Annotated in this window: 15 protein-coding genes; 10 read left to right on the top strand and 5 right to left on the bottom strand. The window is 57.9% G+C overall.

Features of this window, described 5'->3' with window-relative positions; all coding sequences use genetic code 11:
• Positions 1-195 precede the first annotated feature (195 nt).
• Positions 196-2,121: an AMP-binding protein gene (locus WKI89_RS13785; RefSeq protein ID WP_337870563.1), complete on the top strand. Its 1,926-nt coding sequence runs from the start codon at positions 196-198 to the stop codon at positions 2,119-2,121.
• 228 nt (positions 2,122-2,349) lie between these two features.
• Here WKI89_RS13785 and WKI89_RS13790 read toward each other — a convergent pair whose 3' ends face one another.
• Positions 2,350-2,661, bottom strand: coding sequence for a hypothetical protein (locus tag WKI89_RS13790; RefSeq protein ID WP_337870565.1), 312 nt, complete (start codon positions 2,659-2,661; stop codon positions 2,350-2,352).
• An 842-nt stretch (positions 2,662-3,503) separates the two neighbouring features.
• On the opposite strand from WKI89_RS13790, the gene WKI89_RS13795 reads away from it, so the two are divergent.
• Positions 3,504-5,150, top strand: coding sequence for a dynamin family protein (locus tag WKI89_RS13795; RefSeq protein ID WP_337870566.1), 1,647 nt, complete (start codon positions 3,504-3,506; stop codon positions 5,148-5,150).
• 108 nt (positions 5,151-5,258) lie between these two features.
• Here the strand turns inward: WKI89_RS13795 and WKI89_RS13800 are convergent, their stop codons facing one another.
• From WKI89_RS13800 to WKI89_RS13810, 3 genes are all read right to left on the bottom strand, one after another.
• Positions 5,259-5,873: an MFS transporter gene (locus tag WKI89_RS13800; RefSeq protein WP_337870568.1), complete on the bottom strand. Its 615-nt coding sequence runs from the start codon at positions 5,871-5,873 to the stop codon at positions 5,259-5,261.
• Positions 5,874-6,073: 200 nt separating this feature from the next.
• Positions 6,074-6,448: a universal stress protein gene (locus WKI89_RS13805; protein WP_337870570.1), complete on the bottom strand. Its 375-nt coding sequence runs from the start codon at positions 6,446-6,448 to the stop codon at positions 6,074-6,076.
• Positions 6,449-6,519: 71 nt separating this feature from the next.
• Positions 6,520-6,936, bottom strand: a complete 417-nt coding sequence (locus WKI89_RS13810) for a universal stress protein (RefSeq protein WP_337870572.1) — start codon at positions 6,934-6,936, stop codon at positions 6,520-6,522.
• Between the two features lie 327 nt (positions 6,937-7,263).
• On the opposite strand from WKI89_RS13810, the gene WKI89_RS13815 reads away from it, so the two are divergent.
• The 8 genes from WKI89_RS13815 to WKI89_RS13850 all read left to right on the top strand — a co-directional run bounded on the left by WKI89_RS13815 (position 7,264) and on the right by WKI89_RS13850 (position 18,266).
• A complete protein-coding gene (locus WKI89_RS13815; protein ID WP_337870574.1) occupies positions 7,264-7,626 on the top strand; it encodes a response regulator in 363 nt (120 codons plus the stop codon).
• A gap of 46 nt (positions 7,627-7,672) precedes the next feature.
• A complete protein-coding gene (locus WKI89_RS13820; RefSeq protein ID WP_337870575.1) occupies positions 7,673-8,143 on the top strand; it encodes a chemotaxis protein CheW in 471 nt (156 codons plus the stop codon).
• 53 nt (positions 8,144-8,196) lie between these two features.
• Positions 8,197-8,952 carry an MHYT domain-containing protein gene (locus WKI89_RS13825; RefSeq protein ID WP_337870576.1) on the top strand — a complete coding sequence of 252 codons (756 nt, stop codon included), beginning with the start codon at positions 8,197-8,199 and terminating at the stop codon, positions 8,950-8,952.
• Positions 8,949-11,219 (top strand): methyl-accepting chemotaxis protein, encoded by a 2,271-nt coding sequence (locus WKI89_RS13830; RefSeq protein WP_337870578.1) that lies wholly within the window; start codon positions 8,949-8,951, stop codon positions 11,217-11,219. The genes WKI89_RS13825 and WKI89_RS13830 overlap by 4 nt, the downstream gene beginning before the upstream one ends.
• Before the next feature lie 14 nt (positions 11,220-11,233).
• Positions 11,234-13,552, top strand: coding sequence for a methyl-accepting chemotaxis protein (locus tag WKI89_RS13835; RefSeq protein ID WP_337870580.1), 2,319 nt, complete (start codon positions 11,234-11,236; stop codon positions 13,550-13,552).
• Positions 13,553-13,560: 8 nt separating this feature from the next.
• A complete protein-coding gene (locus tag WKI89_RS13840) occupies positions 13,561-16,338 on the top strand; it encodes a response regulator (RefSeq protein WP_337870581.1) in 2,778 nt (925 codons plus the stop codon).
• Positions 16,339-16,447: 109 nt separating this feature from the next.
• On the top strand, positions 16,448-17,185 hold the full coding sequence (locus tag WKI89_RS13845) for a DUF4388 domain-containing protein (RefSeq protein ID WP_337870582.1): 738 nt from the start codon (positions 16,448-16,450) through the stop codon (positions 17,183-17,185).
• Positions 17,186-17,297: 112 nt separating this feature from the next.
• Entirely contained in the window at positions 17,298-18,266 is a 969-nt protein-coding gene (locus WKI89_RS13850) for a response regulator (RefSeq protein ID WP_337870583.1), read from the top strand.
• 203 nt (positions 18,267-18,469) lie between these two features.
• On the opposite strand, the gene WKI89_RS13855 is transcribed toward WKI89_RS13850, so the two are convergent.
• On the bottom strand, positions 18,470-18,711 hold a 242-nt coding region (locus WKI89_RS13855), incomplete at its 5' end, for a hypothetical protein (protein WP_337870584.1).

The raw sequence follows: 18,711 nt of genomic DNA on the forward strand, positions 1-18,711 counted from the left end.
TCCCAAAATAGCTACTAAAAGATTGCTACTATCATTATCTTCCCATTTGCCACAACAAATGTCCTCTTATGGGATCTCTAGAGGCCAGGCTTTACAGCTAAATACCTGCCCTCCGAACAAACTATTCTCCTGAGCCAGTTGACCTACGAGTAGCCCTGGGCAGATAAACTGTAGGGGAGCAAAGTGAGGCTAGCTATGAGTGAACCCATCTGGTTCCCGTCCGAAGCATACCAACGCGGCAGCCATATCGAAGCCATGCTGCAGCGTCTGCACCTAGAAAGTTATGAAGCGTTCTATCAGTTCAGCATCACCCAGCCCGAAGCTTTTTGGGCAGCAACCCTCGAGCATCTGGGTATCGAGTGGTTTACCCCCTATCGGCAGGTATTGGACGCCTCCCAAGGCCCCCAGTGGCCCCAGTGGTTTGTGGGGGGTCAGCTCAACCTGGCCTATAATGCCCTCCGCCATGCGAGAACCCGGCCCCACGACCCGGCCCTTATTTGGGAAGGCGAGGATGGGGCGGTTGCCCGGCTGAGTTATGGTGAACTCGAGGCCGCTGTTGCGCGAACCGCCCATGCCCTCAAGTCCCTGGGCATCGAAAAGGGAGACCGGGTAGGCATCTTCCTGCCCATGCTGCCCGAGACCGCCATCAGCGCACTGGCACTGGCCCAAGTAGGGGCGATTTTTGTGCCCATTTTTTCGGGCTATGCCGCTGATGCGGCTGCTACCCGCCTCAATGATGCCAAAGCCAAACTAATCATCACCGCCGATGGCTTCTACCGTAGGGGTAGCCGGGTCAAGCTGTTGGACAGTGCCCGCGCCTCCGCAACCCTCTCGCCCAGCGTGCAAAAGATGCTGGTAGTGCGCCGCTTTGGCGATGCACCTCTGGCCGAAAACGAGTTGGCCTGGGACCAAGTGGTTTCACCACAACCTTCCACTGCGCCTTATGAACCCATGGGCAGCATGGATCCCTTCATGCTGATCTATACCTCGGGCACCACCGGTAAACCCAAAGGAACCGTGCATTACCATGCAGGCTTCCCCATCAAGGCCGCCCAGGACATGGCCCACCTGTTCGACCTACGCCAGCACGAGACCTTGTTTTGGTTTACCGACATGGGTTGGATGATGGGGCCTTGGGCGATTCTGGGGGCCCTGACCATCGGTGGCACAGTGCTGCTCTACGAAGGCGGTCCCGACTATCCCGATGCAGACCGCTTATGGGCCATCTGCGAGAAACACGGGGTCACCCACCTGGGCCTCTCCCCCACCCTGGTACGGGCCTTGATGCCCTTGGGCGACGAACCCATCCGCAAACACGACCTGTCCAAACTTCGCATGCTGGGTTCTACCGGCGAGCCCTGGAACCTGGAGCCCTACCTCTGGTTCGCCGAAACCGTGGGCCAGGGGCGTTTGCCCATCATCAACTATTCAGGCGGCACAGAAATTGGCGGTGGCATCCTGGGTTGCACGGCCTGGCGACCCATCAAACCCATGGGCTTCAATACGGCTGTACCGGGTATTCATGCCGAGGTGCTGGACAGCACAGGCAAACCGGTGCGCGATGAAGTGGGCGAGCTGGCCGTGATGGGGCCGTGGCCTGGGCAGACCAAAGGCTTTTGGAACGCACCCGAACGCTATTTGAATACCTACTGGAATCGCTTTGAGAATATCTGGGTGCATGGCGACTGGGCCCTGCTCGATCACGAGGGTCACTGGATGATCCAGGGTCGCAGCGACGACACCCTCAAAATTGCCGGCAAGCGGGTGGGACCCGCTGAATACGAGAGCGCTGCGGTTGAGCATCCTGCCGTGAAAGAAGCCGCTGCCATTGGAATTCCGCACGAAGTTAAGGGCGAGGCGGCCGTGGTGTTTGTGGTATTGCGCACCGGTCAAACCCCCAGCAGCGAACTGGAGAAGGCCATCGGCGATACCATCGCCCATCGTCTAGGCAAAGCCCTCAAACCCGAAAAAATTCTTTTTGTCTCCGATCTACCCAAAACCCGCAATGCCAAGGTGATGCGTCGGGTGATTCGAGCCGCCTTCCTGGGACAAAACCCGGGCGACCTATCCGCACTGGAGAACCCCCAGGCAGTAGAGGCCATTAAGAGTTCATCAAGCTAGTGGTTTGGTAAGTTAAAAATTGATATGCAGTGAAGTTCCCAAAATGAAGCGCTCGAAGCAACTCCCAAATATTAAGGGAGCCAAATCCATCCCAGGAATTAAGTTACCGGAGCACTAGTACCGCCTCTTGGTTCGGTAAATCGGTAGATCTTTTGCAGCAGTCGCCATAATCGATAGCATAAAAAACAACCGACTCCGTGTTGGAGTCGGTTACTAAAATTCAGAGTCTTACTTCTTGGCAGCCGCTTTTTTGGGAGCAGCCTTTTTCGCAGCGGGTTTCTTAGCTGCAGGCTTGGCAGCAGCTTTTTTAGGAGCAGCCTTCTTCGCAGCGGGTTTCGCAGCGGCCTTAGCTGCAGGCTTGGCAGCAGCTTTCGCAGCAGGCTTCTTAGCTGCAGGTTTAGCGGCCGCTTTTTTGGGAGCAGCCTTCTTCGCAGCAGGCTTGGCAGCGGCTTTCGCAGCAGGCTTCTTAGTTGCAGGTTTAGCAGCAGCTTTCTTGGCAGCGGGCTTCTTGGCGGGTGCGGGTTTTGGTTGTTCAGTCATGTATGTTCCTCCTTAAATCAGAGTGGAGCCATCTCAGCAATAACCCTCGAATCATGCGCTATCCAGCGGATGATTCGCCCAGTGCACAGAACCGGATTTTTGGCGTTGTGCGAACTGTGGACGGGTGTTGCTGATAGATTGTTTCTCCACTGGAGATTACTATACTACATGTTGTGTAATTTTTGTATGTCAAGTACAACCCCTTGGTGAATTTTCAATTCGTCCGATGCGTATCGAAAAGCTATGTTTTGTGCCTTTGCCATCGCATTTTCTCGATGTCGGAATTTCCCTCGAGTAAATCTTAATCAATTGCGCCAGCATCGGGTGAAATGGTTGCTAGTTCTTTTTCACTCGAGAATCCTCTCAATTGCAGTATGCGATTCATGCCGTATTTATCGAGTTAAAACACGTTTTGCAATTTCCGCCTGGTTAGCTATCTACATCATGTACCGGGTTGGAAAGCTGGCCATGCAAAAAAAATCTAGGCAGGAGACCTTGAAAATCAACACCCGAATTGGCCTATTGTCAAAAAGGATCACACTGAGAATAGCCTGTTTTTATCAGGTAATTCCACGCAGAGGTGAATGGGTATATGGAATAGATAACAGTCGCGTTACCACAAACACCTACCACTGTGGACAAGTGTTTTGACTGGTTCAGCCATGCTCTGATGTTGCAGGTATTCATGGGACTCACCTATGGTGGCCTAGTGTGAAGCCAAGTGTTTGTCTTTTTTATAGCGAGCGATTCCTCCGACTTTTGACCTACTGGCTCGAGGCAGTGACAGCCGCCTTGAACGTTTGGGGCGTTTGGTAAATTTGCCCTGCGATAGAATACTCAGCATGTTGGATTCGAAGACATTGGCCTTAGCCCAGGACGTGCGAGCGCTGCTGACCAGGGGGCTGGATGCATTGGCTCGAGTGGGGGTCGAAACCGAAGCGCTCAAGCAGGCCTTGCTGGACCTGGATGGCCCTTTCTTATTGGTGGTAGCGGGTGAATTCAATAGCGGTAAATCTTCCCTGCTCAACGCGCTGTTGGGAGGGGATTCCTTGAAGGAGGGGGTCACACCGACCACTGATCGCATCAACCTGATCGGCTACGGCCCCGAACCCAAACTCGAGCCAGTCTCCCCCGAACTGGTGTTGATCCAACTTCCCCATGCCCTCCTCAAAGATGTGCGGCTGGTAGACACCCCCGGAACCAACGCCATCCTGCAGCACCACCAGGTCTTGACGCAGAAATTTCTGCCGCGCGCAGACCTGATTCTGTTCGTGACCAGCGCCGACCGACCCTTCACCCAGTCCGAGGCCGACTTCCTCAGTTTCATACGGGCCTGGGGCAAGAAAGTGGTGCTGATCCTCAACAAAATGGACTTGCTAACCGAGGCCGAGTTGCAGCAGGTGCTCGAGTTCGTGCGCAAAGGCGCCGACCAAACCCTGGGGCATGTTCCTCCCATCTTTTCGGTATCGGCCCGTCGCGCCCGCCAGGGCGAGGTAGCCCAGAGTCATATTCCTGAGCTCGAAGCCCACATCCGGCAGGTGCTCACCCTCGAGGCGGCCATTCTCAAGCTGGGTTCACCCCTAGGGGTACTGGCACGTCTGGCCGAGGAAGCCAAACCGGCCCTGGAGAACAGACTCAAAGAAGCCGAGAAGCAGCTCGCCACCTGCCGCGAGCTCGACAATCTGGTCAACAGGCACGAAGAACGCACCCGCCGCGACTTTAGCGGGCAGGTTGCACTGGCGCTGCAAGCCATTGACGAGGTAAAGAGCAGAGGCGAGCGCTGGCTGGATGAAAAAGTGCGCTTCTCCAAATTTCTCGAGCTCCTGCAGTCCAGCAAGCTCAAACAGAGTTTTATTGATGATGTGGTCAAGGGGGCCAACCAGGATATCGAGCGCCGGGTACTGGAAGCCATGAACTGGCTGGCCAAGCGTGACCGCGAACTGCTGGAAGACGCCCTCTCGCTGTTGCGTGAAGCCCCCGGCCTGCGCCAGACCGAACAGGTCGGCCCCGAAGAACGCACCATTGCGGGCAACCTGGAAGATGCCTTACGCTCGTTCGATGCCGAAGCCGAAGCCATTCAGTTGCGCGACTTCATCCAGGAAAGCCTGCGCGGCACCGCGCTGGCCGAGGTAGGGGTAATGGGTCTGGGGCTGACCATTCTGCTGGTGGCGCAGAAAATTGCCTTCGACATTCTGGGCATTTTTGCTACGGTGTTTGGGGCGATCCTGGCCACCTCTATCCTGCCGCGGCGTAAAGAGACTGCCAAAGCCCGCTTGCGCGAACGGCTGGCCGAGTTGCGGAGCACCCTCGAGCGGGCCCTGAGCGAAACCCTAGACACCGAGATGCACCGCACCCGCGAACGTTTCAACAGCCTGTACCGCACCCCCTGCACCCGGTTGGAGAACAGCCGCGATACCACCCTGGCCCATCTTCGACAAACCGAGCAACTGAGAGACGAGGCCCTCGAGCTGCGTCGTCGCCTGGGTTAAGTACCCAAGGGAAGCTTCGCCCCCTGGCCTGGAGCAGCAAACCGCGTATTTGCGCTTCCTGTGGGGCCCTAGGTGATGAGGGGAAAAGGGTAGATAGTGCCGTTACCTTCATCCCTGCTGGCCTTGGGTGGGATTCCTTCCAGACGGGAACGACTCCTCGAGGTTCAGCAATACCCAAATCCCCAACAGATACACCACCACCACCCCCAGGGCCACCGCCAGGAAGCTCAGATGCACCCCCAACCAACCCGCTGCCATCATGGCAACCCCAAACAGGATGCCACCCACCCCCCAGTAGCTGCCCATGCTCCGGCCCCGAAAAGCCCGCCGGGTGATGTCACCCAGATACACCGCCTCGATGGTGTCCCAAAAACCATCGGTCAGGCCGTCCAGCATCAGCACTATTAGCAACACGCCATACAACCAGGGAACACCCAGGTGCTGGCTGAGTGGATAAGCCAGATAGACCGCCGCGCTCAGGCCAGCACTAACCAGCAAAAAGGGTTTGCGTCCGTAGCGATCCACCAGGCCACCCACAAAATAGGAACCCAACGAATCCATCGCGGTGATGATACCGAGCCCCACCCCCGCCGCCACTATGCCTTCCATCTCGTACAAAAAGGCAATCAAAAACGGATAGTAAAACCCATCGGCCAGCGATAGCAGCGCATTGGCCAGATAAATCGTTTGAAAGCCTCTCGAGGGCATCTCGCCGGCTTTCATGGTGAACCTCCGACTTTATTCCAAATAAGCAGATTTACCGGGAAAGTCTGAAGCAGTCTGATACCACTTTGCGTTTATTACGAAGAAGACAAAACTTATCCGGTCAAAATCCCACGTAAAAATCACAAAATCCGAAGCCTCGAGCTCTATATCTCTGCTGCTTACTCCCAACAGTGCTCATAAACCGACTTCACCGGCCCTTACGCCCTTACGGTGAGCACTGGAATCACCGAGGCCCGCACCACCCCTTCAGCCACCGAGCCCAGACCCTGGCCCCCTTGACCGCTCACCCCCACCACAATCAGGTCGGCTCCCCAGGCTTTGGCCGACTCGAGCACCTGCTGGACGGGACTTCCCTGCACGACTTCATGGCCAGGCAGGTTGGTTTCGCCTTTGCAGGCTTCGGACACCAGCATCTCTAGCTCGAGCAAAGCCTCGGTAGCGGTAAAGGGCGAATCCTCTGCCACCACGTGCAGTACCCGCAGTTCGGCTTGTGGAAAGCCTTTGCGAGCCAGCTCCAAAGCACGCTGCGCACTGGGCGAAAAATCGGTGGCGACCAGCACCCTTTTGAACATAGCCCACCTCCAAAACCAGCTTCGGCAGCCCCATGCCTAGCCTAGCTCGCTCCTCTGGGCTTTGTGTCCCTTCAGCGCACCAGCAGCACCGGACACTGCGCATGGGTCAGCACCTTCTGGCTCTGGCTGCCCAGCAGCAAGCCGCTCAGTTGTCCCAAACCCCTCGTGCCCATAACGATTAAGTCCACCTTGCGCACTTCCGCTACCCGCAGAATGGCTTCTGCCGCCGGCCCTTCCAGCACCTCAGTTTCTACCTGCGGCAACGCTCCAAGCAAGGCTCGAGCCTGCTCTATAACCCGATCCGCCGCTTCGGTTCGCCTCGAAATCACCTCCTGCAAAAAAGGTTCACCCAGATAATCTGGAACCGGGTCGTAGGTATGCACTACACACAGGCTGGCCCCGTACTGCCGTGCCAGGTCGGCAGCAAGGCGGGCTGCTTCCTGGGCATGGGCAGAACCATCAAACGCCAGCAAGATGTTTTTGAACATGGCGACCTCCTTGGTAAAAAAAGCCTCAGCAACCCTTCCTTTCGGATGAAGCTGCTGAGGCCGGAAGCAGGAAATCCGTTGCCGTTTCTCCTGCTTTCAATTAAATCATAAGCCTTTTCAGCCTTAGCACCAGAGACTTTCGTCCCTTCAGGGCCTATACCCCGCCACCCCCCATTTGGGGGTATTCACACGTAACGCCCAAATGCCCCTAAGCCGTGCATCCATCACAGGGGGTACGTAACGCTTCGCATAACTTGAGGTTAGATTGCGGGCGGAAATACCTTTATGCAGTCATCCGTGCCTCCACCCGCACACCTGGAGGAAAATATGGCAAAACTAATCGCGGTAGATGACTCCTTGGCAGACCTGAAGCTCATCGAACAATCGCTCTCGCAGTACCACCAGGTGGTGCTGTACCAGGGCAGTGAGAATGTTGAGCAGCGGATCGAAGCTGAAAAGCCGGATGCGGTGTTGCTGGATGTGGTGATGCCGGGCCGGAACGGCTATGAGGTGCTGCGTTCACTGCGCCGGAGTCAAGCCACCAAAAACATCCCGGTGCTGGTCATTAGCTCCAAAAGCGAGCCCACCGACATCGAGTGGGGCAAACGCCAGGGTGCCAACGGCTATCTGACCAAGCCCTACACCCCCGAAGCCCTGCGCAAGGCAGTGCAAGAACTACTATGGGCGTAATCAGACCGACCAGTTGAACCATACCCCACGGCACTAGGGCTTATCCATGATCAATACCACTGTCAGCAAAATCTGGGTGCTGCGCTTGGGCAGCACCTTTCTTGGGGTGGAACCAGGGGCTTTCAAAGAAGTTTTGGAAGTAACCCAACCCACTCCTGTCCCGCTGGCTCCCCAACCTTTGTTGGGGCTTTTGAGCAACCAGGGCCAAATTGTGCCGGTGTTCGACTTGAGTCAGGTTTTGCAGATACCTCCAGCCGGATCTGGCATTGCGGCCCTGCTCGAGTTCGAGGGGCAGCCGCTGGCTTTCATGATGGACGAGGTGATCGGGCTGCACAGCAACCTGAGCGGTGCCTGGATTACCCCCAGCCAAAACCCCCTTTTTAGCGCCGTCCTCGAGGAAGGCGGTAAGACCGTGCAAATCCTCGAGGTGCGCCACCTCTTTGCGCACCTCTCCGAGCAAATGTCTACCCTCACACAAACGCCCAGCGTACTCAACAGACCTGTGCCACAAGCCTGAATAGATCTTCTTACGGGCCGCCAAGGCCCGCACACCCAAAGGAGTCGGTCAGTATGGAACAAACACATCTCACCATGAACCACGATCCCCTGTTGGTGGGGGCTTCGTTCCTGGTAGCCATCTTCGCAGCTTATGCCGCGCTGGCTACTATCAACCATCCGCGGCAAGGCAACGCCAGCAAGCGCTGGCTCTGGCTGGGCGCCGCTACCTTCGGGCTGGGGGTGTGGGCCATGCACTTCATCGCCATGACCGCACTTCAGCTCGATATGGTGGTAGCCTACGACCCCCTCATCACCCTGGCTTCGGTCTTCTTCGCCATCTTTGGCGCCGCGGCCGCTTTCCAGTTGGTTAGCAAACCCCAGGTAAGCTTAACCCAAGTGCTGGGTGCTGGTTTTTTTCTGGGTGCTGGTATCGGTGTGATGCACTACGTGGGGATGTTCGCCATGCGCCTGGATGCCAGGCTCGAGTTCGATCTGGTCATGGTGGGCATCTCGGTGTTGGTTGCAGTGGTGCTGGGTACTTTCGGGATCTGGACCCTCACCAGTCCCGCGTTTAACTTAGTTCCCTTTCGCTACCTCGTTACCGCCATCATCACCGGCTCGGCCATCCCGTTCATGCACTACACCGCGATGTTGGCCGCAAAGTTCACCGCAACCGGTGGTGAGGAAATCCACACCATGGTCGCTGCTGGCAACCTATTCTCACTCAACATCTTCCTGCTGCTGGCGATTGCGGTGGTGGGCCTACCCATGTTCCTGACCTCGCTGCTCGAGACCTCAGGTGAAAAGCCCCAGGAGGTGGAAGCATGACCCGACGCAGCCCCAAACCCCTCCAAGCCCGCCCGGCACGCCGCCCCACCCCTGCGGCCCCCACCCAGATGATGCAGGCCGGTGGGCTGCTGGGATCGCTCAAAATCTGGCAGAAGCTGCTCCTGATTAGCCTTGCTTTTCTGATTCCGGTTTTGTTCTTGGTGGTCTCCACGTACAACACCCAGCAATACCGCATCAACTTCGCCTGGAACGAGGCCAGCGGAACGCAGTACCTGAACAAAATTTACGAAAGCATGGTAAAGGTCGGGCAACACCGCCGCAGTGCGGATCGTTTGCTGACCGGCCAGGGCAGCCGCGAAGAAGTGCAGAAGAAAGCCGCCGAGGTGGATGCCGCCCTCGAGGCCCTCCAAACCTTCGACCAGAGGCTCAAGGGCAAGATGGGCGTCAGCGAGCAAATTGCTGCCCTGCGGCAAAACTGGAACCGGCTGAAAACCCAGGCCGCAAGCCTGGACTCCATCAGCAACTTCGAGGAACATGCCGCTTTGATGCTTGATATTCAAAAGCTGATTGTGCAGGTGGGCAACAACTCCCAGTTGGTGAACGACCCTGAGATTGAAACCTATTACCTGATGCAGTCCACAGTTTTCAACATTCCTATTTTGCTTGAGGAAATGAGCCGGCTGGACAACCTGGGAACGAACCTCCTCAACAAGCGCTCGGCCAACGCCTATGAGCGGGCCGAGGTGAACGCCCTGGCTGTGAAAATCGGCCAAAGCTCTGCCGAGCTCAAGCAGTATCTCGAGTATGCCACCCAGAAAAACCCCAAGGTGGGCGCTGCGCTAGCCGAGACGCTGAACCAGACCCAGGGCCTTGTTCGTGAAGCGTATGTGCTGGCCATCAACGAGATTGTGGCCCCAACCAAGCTCACGTTCTCGCCCCGTGATTACAACACCACCTTTGGCACAGCCATTGACAGCCTTACCAACTACGGGTTCGCTTCGCTAGCGCAACTCGACAACCTGCTGGAAGAGCGGATGTTCTACCTTCAACGGGGTCAGCTCATCACCTTTGTGCTCTTTGCCCTGGCTCTAGCCCTTACCTTCGGTCTGGTTGGGGCGGTAGCCCGCTCGATTACCGGCCCGGTAAACCGGTTGTTTGTAGCCTCCAACCGCCTCCGCAAGGGCGACCTGGGGGTGCAGGTGCAGGTGGTGTCCTCCGACGAGTTGGGCTCGCTGGCCCGCACCTTCAACGATACCGTGGTACAGCTCAAAGCCAAAGCCGAGGCCGACGCCGAGCAGCTTCGCCAGAGCCAGCTCTTGCAGGAAAACATCGGGGCCTTCTTGAACGTGGCCATGGACATCGCCCAGGGCGACCTGACCAAGCGCGGGCGCGTGACCGAGGACGTGCTGGGCAACGTGGTAGACGCGGTGAACCTGACGGTTGAGGAGATTGCTTACCTGCTCAAGCAGGTGCAGACGGCTGCCGAGATGGTCAACCAGGGTGCATCGCAGATGGCTCAAAGCTCGGGAGCTGTGCAGGAAAAAGCCGAGTCACAGGCCGAGCTTTCGGCTCGAGCCCGCATCGAAGCCCTGGATGCCACCGAAACCATCCGTACCATGGCCAGCCAGGTAGTGCAGGGCTCCGAGCTGGTGATGCAAGCCCGTGAAGCCGCCGAACAAGGCCAGGGTGCGGTACAAAACACCCTCAGCGGCATGCAAAACATTCGGCGCGAGGTGCAGAGCATCTCCAAGAGCATCAAGGGCCTTTCTGACCGATCCCTGGAGATTTCCGAAGTGGTGGACACCATCTCGCGCATCGCCAAGCAAACCAACCTGCTGGCCCTGAACGCGGCCATCGAGGCGGCGGGTGCGGGTGAGGCCGGGGCCCGTTTCGCGGTGGTGGCCGACCAGGTGCGCAAGCTGGCCGAGGACTCGGCCCGCGCCGCCCAGCGGGTAGGCTTGCTGGTCAAGGGTATTCAGACTGAGATTCAAGGGGTGGTGATCTCGGTAGAAGGCGGTACCCGCGAGGTGGAGCAAGGCTACCGCATCGCTACCGAGGCCGGGAGCAAGCTGGAACAAATTGCCATCCTCGCGCAGCAATCCGCCGATGCCGCCCGCTACGTGGCCCAGGCTGCGCAGGAGCAGGTAGGCCGGGTAGAAGAAGTGACCAATGTGATGCAGGACATCTACAACACCGCCTTGCAAACCGACCAGGAAAGCCGTAACGGCCGGCAGACCGCCGAGGAGCTGCGGGCTCTGGCCCAGCAACTGAGCCAGAGCCTGACCCGCTTCCGGCTGCCAGCGTAAGCAAGGGAACTCATATGGCTTTGCATCGTGACTTCCGAGAGGTGGAGATCAAGCAGTTGGGGCTCCTGGGCGCTCAAACACGTAAGGTACGGCTGGATGCCGAAGTTCTCGAGACCCCCAACACCGGCTTTTTCGGTAATCTCCGAATCCCCTACAAACTGGCCCTGCTGGTTATTCCCCTGCTCTTTCCCATCTTTTACCTGCTGTTTTCGCTGGTTTTCGAGCAGCGCAACGACATCAACTTTGTAAGAGCAGAAAAGCAGGGGGTACTTTTCTTGCAACACTCCAGCGTCTTGATTAAGGCGCTTGCCGAGTACCGTGGGATGAGCGCCGCAGTGCTATCTGGCAATCAGGATCTGGCCACGGAGCGGAGCAAAAAGGCCGAGGAAGTACAACGAAACCTTTTGCTCCTACAGCAAATCAACCGCTCCGAAGGCGATCCCTTTGGTCTCGAAAAAGACCTGAAGGCCCTCGAGGTCAACTGGAATACCCTGCAGGCCTTGAACAGCAGTGCCAATCAAAGCTTTGTCGGACACACCCGCCTCATACAGCAGCTTAATGCCATCAACGAAAAGATCGCTTCGAGCTCCAACCTCGTCCTCGATCCAACCAAGCAAAGTTACTGGCTGGTAGACGCGGTGGTATATCGCCTACCTCCAGTGATGGAAAGCCTAAGCCAGCTACAGGGTCTCGGCACCATCATATTGCAGTCGAAGAAGCTCTCCCCCGAACAAGAAAAGCGCTTGAACGGTCTATTGGCCTCCCTTGCCAATCGAGGCACCAACTTAGGCGAGATTCCTTCGCTGACAGTTCCTTTAGGGCGGACTGTAGAAAACGCCCTGGCCGCCAACCCCATCCTTGGCGATACCCTGAGCGAGCGTGTGAACTCGGCCAGGGCCATTACCGAGTCGGCGGTAGACCTAACCCGGCGGGAGGTCCTGAGCAAACAGTTTGCGCTGGAACCCGTCATATATTTTGAACAGCTCAGCCGCCCCATAGATGCCTACCATGCCGTCAACATTGCAGGCTTATCTCAGCTCAATACCGTACTCGATCAACGTTTGGGGCAACTGGTTAACAATCAGGTGCTCAGCTTGTTCATCGTGATCGTGGCCCTCGTTCTTGCCCTGTGGCTGATCGTAGGGGTGCTCAACTCCATCCTGGCGCCTGTGCGGGAACTCACCAAAACCGCCCGGCTTCTGGGGGAAGGGAACCTTTCCTCCCTGGTAAAGCTACGCTCCAACGACGAGCTTGGCCTGGTGAGCAAGACGCTCAACCAGTCCATCCTTACCCTACGAAGCCTCGCCGAGCAGCAAGAGGAAGAGCGCCAGCGGGCCTTGCAACTCCAGCAAAACGTGCGGCGTTTCCTCGAAATCGCCACCGAAATTGCCCAGGGCGACCTCACCAAGCGCGGCGAGGTGAGCAATGATGCGCTGGGCAACGTGGTAGATGCGGTAAACCTGACCGTTGAAGAGATTGCCCTCCTGCTCAAGGAAGTTCGGCAAGCGGCCGAGTCGGTGAACCAGAACGCGGCCCAGATGGATCAACTCACTGCTTCGATCGCAGATGGGGCCCTCTCGCAAGCCCAGGAAGTAAGCCAGGTGCAAAACCAGACCCAACTGGTAAGCAGTAGCATTCGTCAGATGGCTCAGAGCGCCGGCATCACCGCCCAGGCCGCACGCCAGACCCTCGAGTCGGCCCAGTTGGGTCGCCAGGCCGTAACCCAGACCCTTTCGGGCATGAGCGATATTCGCATGGAAATGCAGGTTATCGCCGAGAACATTACCGCGCTGGCCCAACGTTCTGCCGAGATCGAGACCATCACCAAAGTGCTCGAGGACTTCGCCTCACAGACCAACCTGCTGGCCCTCAACGCCTCGTTCGAGGCTGCGGGTGCGGGCGCCGCAGGCCGCCGCTTCGCGATTGTGGCCGATGAAATCCGCAAGCTGGCCGAGGAGTCGGCCCACGAGACCAGCCGGGTAAGCAGCCTGGTGCAGCAGGTGCAAAGCGACATCGCCCGCGTGGTGGGCCTGGTACAAGACGGGGTACGCGAGGTAGAAACCGGCTATAGCGTTGCCACTACCGCAGGGAGCCGCCTCGAGGAAATCGCCCAACTGGCCGCACAGTCTGCCAGCCTAGCCCAGGAAATCTCGAACCTGGCCCATAACCAGGTGTCGGTGGTGGAGCGGGTAGATCAGGCCGTGCAGAAAATCGCCCACACCGCGCAACAAACCGGGAGCGAGAGCCAGGAAGGCCGTCTGTCTGCCGAGGCCATGCGTCATCTGGCCGAGCAGCTTTCGAGCAACCTGGGCCGATTCCGCTTGCCCGACTAGGAGCCCGCATGTCCGCCACGACCATACCCGATCTGCTACAAAGTTTTCTCGACGAGGCCTGGGAAACCGTGGTGGTCTTTGAGCAGACCCCCGAATTTCTAGCCATAGGGCGACATGAACCTTTGGTTGTGATGGCCCACCGCCTCAAGGGTTCGGCAGGGTTGTACGGGTTTCCCCAAACCGCCAACCTAGGGGCTTTGGCCGAGCGCATTCTGGAGGGCGCCCCACACTATACCGAGGTTCAGCAAGCCAAGGTAGTCGAGTTTATGGGCCAGGTTACGGCCGTGCTGATAACCGCCCTGGAAAACATTGCCATCCACGGCAAGGAGGGCCGGGTGGGCCTCGAGCTAGGCCGTCTCGGCGCAGCCCAGCTCATCCAGGAACTCGCCTCCGACAACCCCGAAGCCTTCGCCCGCAAAACACCTGAACCCAGCCCCGATGAAACCCTGCCCAAACCACCCACCCCTCAGGCCGGTGTGGTCGAGGAACTGCAGGGGTTCTACCGGCAAAATGCAGAGTTTTGGGAATTCTTCGCCCCCGAAACCCTGGAAAACCTCGACCATGTGGGCAACGCGCTGCTGAGCCTACAATCCGGCGACGAGACCGGCGAACACCTGCGGGCCCTGTTCAGGGCCATGCACACGGTCAAAGGGGCAGCCTACTCGGTGGGCTGCAAACCCATTGGGGCCTTCGCGCACCAGCTCGAAGACCTGATGGTGGAGGTGCGCGAGGACCGTCAAGCCTGGAGTCACGAAATTGCCCAGGTGGTGCTGGAGGGGTCCCGGGTACTGGGAAAGATGATCGTGGTGGCCGAAGGCAAAGACCCCGAAGCAGCCCAAAACCTGCCCGGCCAACTGTTGGATGTACAAAGCCGGCTGGCTGGTTTGCTGGGGCAAGAAGCCCCCACCCAGCCCGTGGCCCCATCTACCCCAGCCGTATCCAACCCCTCTGCTGCCCCGGCTTCCCCTCCTCAACGCCCCCGGTCCAGCAGCACCGCCTCGGTGCGGGTGAGCCTCGAGCGCCTGGATGCCCTGCTCAATATCGCTGGCGAAACTCTGGTGACCCGTTCCCGTTTAGAGCTCCTGGCCCAGCGCTTCGAGGAGATGGACCACCTCTTGGAGAGTGCCCGCCAGCGCCTCCTGCGCACCACCGCCGATTTTGAGACCCGCTACCTCAACCCGCGCCCCTCCCTTTCACAGGAAGCCCAGAACCCCGCGCAATCGCCCCAGACCCAGAGCACCCTGGGCAAAACCGTGCAAGAGCTATTCTCCGAGCTCGAGTTCGACCGCTATGACGACCTCAACATCCTGGCACGCTCCATCCAGGAGATGACCAGCGATCTGGCCGAGGTGCGCAACAGCTTGAGCGAGCAACTCAAGGTCTTCCGCCAGGAAACCGAGCTCTTCGGCAAGCTATCCCAGGACTTGCGCAACGAGGTGGGCCGGGCCCGCCTGATCCCGATTGGCCGTTTCTATCAGCGCCTGGCCCGCCAGGTACAGCAAATTGCCGGCGAAAAGCCCATCCAGTTAAAGTTCCAGGGTGAGCAGATTGAAATTGACTCGGTACTGCTTGACGGCCTGTCCGAGGCCTTGTTACACATCGTCAACAACGCCGTCATCCACGGTCTGGAAAGCCCCGAGGTGCGCCTTGCCAGAGGCAAGGAGGCCCAGGGCACCCTGACCATCCGCACCCAGCAACAGCGAAATACGCTGGTGCTGGAAATCAGCGACGATGGACAGGGTATTGACCTGGAAGCCGTCAAGCAAAAGGCCGTGGAAAAAGGCCTGCGAACCCAGGCCCAGGTAGATGCCCTGCGCCCAGAAGAAGCCATCCAGCTTATCTTTCTCTCCGGTCTTTCGACGGCTCCGGTGGTTTCGGATGTGGCTGGGCGTGGGGTGGGTATGGACGCTGTCGCTGCCACGGTTCGCCGTCTACGCGGCGACCTGACCGTGGAAACCCGGAGTGGGCTGGGTACTACCGTACGCCTGCGCATTCCCCAGAACCTGGTGGTCTCGGATATCCTATTGCTACAAACCGGCGGCCAGGTGGTGGCTCTTCCGCGCGAAAGCCTCATTACACTCCTGGCTGCACCTGCGGGCAGCCAGGAGGTGACCTATGAAGGCAACACCCTGCCCATCAAACCACTCAGCGCGCTTTTGGGCTTACCCCAGGTGGCACAGGACGAATACGCCCTGGCGGTGGTTGAAGGGCGCGGCGGGGAGTGGATCGCGCTGGCTGCCGAGCGTTTTATAGGGCTTCAACAAGCGCTGGTCAAACCCCTCACCGCTCCCCTCTCCGAGCTGCCCCATCTAATCGGAGCGACGGTCTCGGCTACGGGCGAGGTTATTCTGGTGCTGAGCCCCAACGGCCTTCTCTCGTTGTATAGCGCCATGCCTATCCAGACCCGCGTCGAAACCACCACCATCCAACGGTTCCCCGTATTGTTGGTAGACGACTCGCTCTCGGTGCGCAAGGTGGTAGCGCAGATGCTGCGCAAAGCCGGGCACCAGGTCGTCACGGCAGCAGATGGGCAGGAGGCCCTCGAGCTCTTGGAACAGCAAGCTTTCCAGGCGGTGGTTACCGACCTCGAGATGCCCCGCATGTCGGGTTTCGAATTGCTGGAAGAAGTGCGCCGCCGACCTAACCTCTCCCATTTGCCGGTGGCTGTTCTGACCACCCGTGCTTCGGCCAAGCACCGCGACCTGGCCGTCGAGCTTGGTGCAAATGCCTACCTGACCAAGCCTGCCGACGAGGTAGAATTGGACAAGTTTTTGCAGGGAGTATAGCTTGTGCCAAGGGTGATTATCCCCAGTCCAGCCGCCCCACAGAAATCTGCCTTGGCAAAGCAATGAACAGGTATTATCGGGAGTGCAACTTGGTAAAGGAGATATTTCGATGAAGGCTCTGATTCTGACCGGTCAACCCAAGCGGGGTATCGCGCTCAAAGACAGCTTTACCCTGTCGGGGTTTGAAGTCCAGGTCGAGGACAGTGCCCTCTATGCCATGACCCTGCTGGAGCGTAGCCGCCCCGAGGTGATCGTGAGCACAGCCTCCCTTAGCGACCTGAGCGGTAAGGAGTTTTACGACATGGTGCGCTCCGACCCCCAGCTCGCCCTGGTTCCTTTTGTCCTGCTGGATGATGTTTCTTCACCCAATGCCGGCGACCTCGACCTGATCCTACCCCTCGATACCCCGGCAACCGAGGTGGTACGCAGTGCTTATAAGTTGATTCTCGAACTCACCCGCAAAACCTATATCACCGAGCCAGCTAACCCCATCGCACAACACGGTATTCAGGGGCAACTGGGCGATATGAGCTTGTTCGAGTTGGCCCAGTGGTTGGGCAAATCGGCCAAAACCGGGCGTTTGCGGGTCGAAATTGAAGGGGGTAGCGCCAGTTGGCTCTTTACCAAAGGTCAGCTCATCCACGCCGAGTACGCCGGTAAGAGCGGTGAGGATGCGGTGCTACATCTGCTGCTCCAGGCGGAAAATCAACAAAAAGGCCACTTTCACTTCGAGCCCCTGACCGAAGCCGATTTCTTCTTAGAACCCGTCACCATCCGCAAAAGCACCGATCAGCTCTTGCTCTCGCTGGCGGTCGAGATGGATCACCGGCAACACGGTATCAACTGACCAAAACACAATCTGAGGGGGTCTTTAGTCCCCGCTTCGCTCCTCTTCATTAAGCTTTGACGGTCACACATCACTGCACAAAGCCGTCTGTAGCCCTACCATTGGAGTAACTATGCAAGGAGCCAAAGTTTTAGTTGTTGACGACAGCACCAGCGTGCGCAAGGTGTTGGAGCGCTTGCTGTCCACCCGCGGTCTGGTAGTCACAACCAGCGAAACAGCCGAACAGGGCCTCGAGGCGGTCAGGCACAATACACCCAACCTGGTCATTGCCGATGTGGTAATGCCGGGCATGAGCGGCTTTGAACTGTGCCAGATGCTTAAACTCAATAAAACCACCCAGAGCGTGCCCGTCATCCTGATTTCAGGCATCATCAATGAAGGGGTGGTCGCTCAAGCCCAACAAGCGGGAGCCTTCGATGTGGTTTCCAAACCCTTTACCCCCGACGATCTCTTCCCCAAAATCGAGCGTGCACTCAGTGCAGCTAAACAGGTCACCCCTGCTGTCAGCGAACCCGCGCCTGCCTCACCACCACCAGCCCCCATTCCCACCGCAGTTCCCGCTTATACCTCCACTCCACCCATAACGCCCATTCCACCTGCTTCTAGCCCGCCATCCCCAGTCGCTGCTGCGCCCAGCCGCGCCGAACCCTTTCAACCTGCCCAACCTGCTTCTGCCCCCATTCCACCTACCTCTCAAACTACGGTCGTCTCTCCGAATTACAACCAATCCCTCCTGCAAGAGTTGCGGCCTTTCCTGGATAAACCCGAGATCGAAAGCGTTTTGGTCATCAACAACACGGGCCAATTGCTGGCCTGGGTGGGCCAAACCATTAACGAACCCGACCTGCTGGCAACCTACCTTCACACCATGCTCTCCATCTCGAGCGTCATGGGAGAAAAATACCACCTCTCCTCCGTCCAAAGCCTGAGCCTCGAGTATCTTGGTAAAACCCTCATGGTGAACCGTATCAGCGACAAGTCTTCACTGGTACTCATGCTGCGTGGTACCGGTGGAACAGGCGTTATTCGCTATCTGGTACTCAAACAAATGCCACAACTCAAGGCTGTGTTAGGCGAATAGCTCAAACAACATCTATGCGCAGGAGGCTGCCAACCTCCTGCATATTTTTTGTCCCGCCAACTATGCTCTGCACGTGAGCAGCGCATCATGCTTACTTGCCGCACGTGTAGGTTCCGGCTCTGCCGGAATCGCGCAAGCGACTTCGCCGGAGTGAATGATACTGCCGGAATGCTTTTCTACTCCCTTCGGTCGGCTTGAATCCTTCACCTTTGACTACGCATGGCGGTGAAGGATTCAAGCGGAAACGGTATCACTTCATTTTCCCAGCAGTTATGCAGTCGGGGGTGTTGACAGAAATAGGAGTATTCGGTACTCTCTTCGTTGCGCCCCATAAAAATGGCCGGCGCGAGGATCATGAAAAAGGGGTAGTAGAGGAAGGAAGGAAGTCCATCCTGCACGCCGTCTATATGCGTGAGCGGTAGGGGTGTAGTGGGGTGGTACGAAT

The organism is Meiothermus sp. (genome assembly GCF_037443965.1).
GTDB lineage: Bacteria > Deinococcota > Deinococci > Deinococcales > Thermaceae > Meiothermus.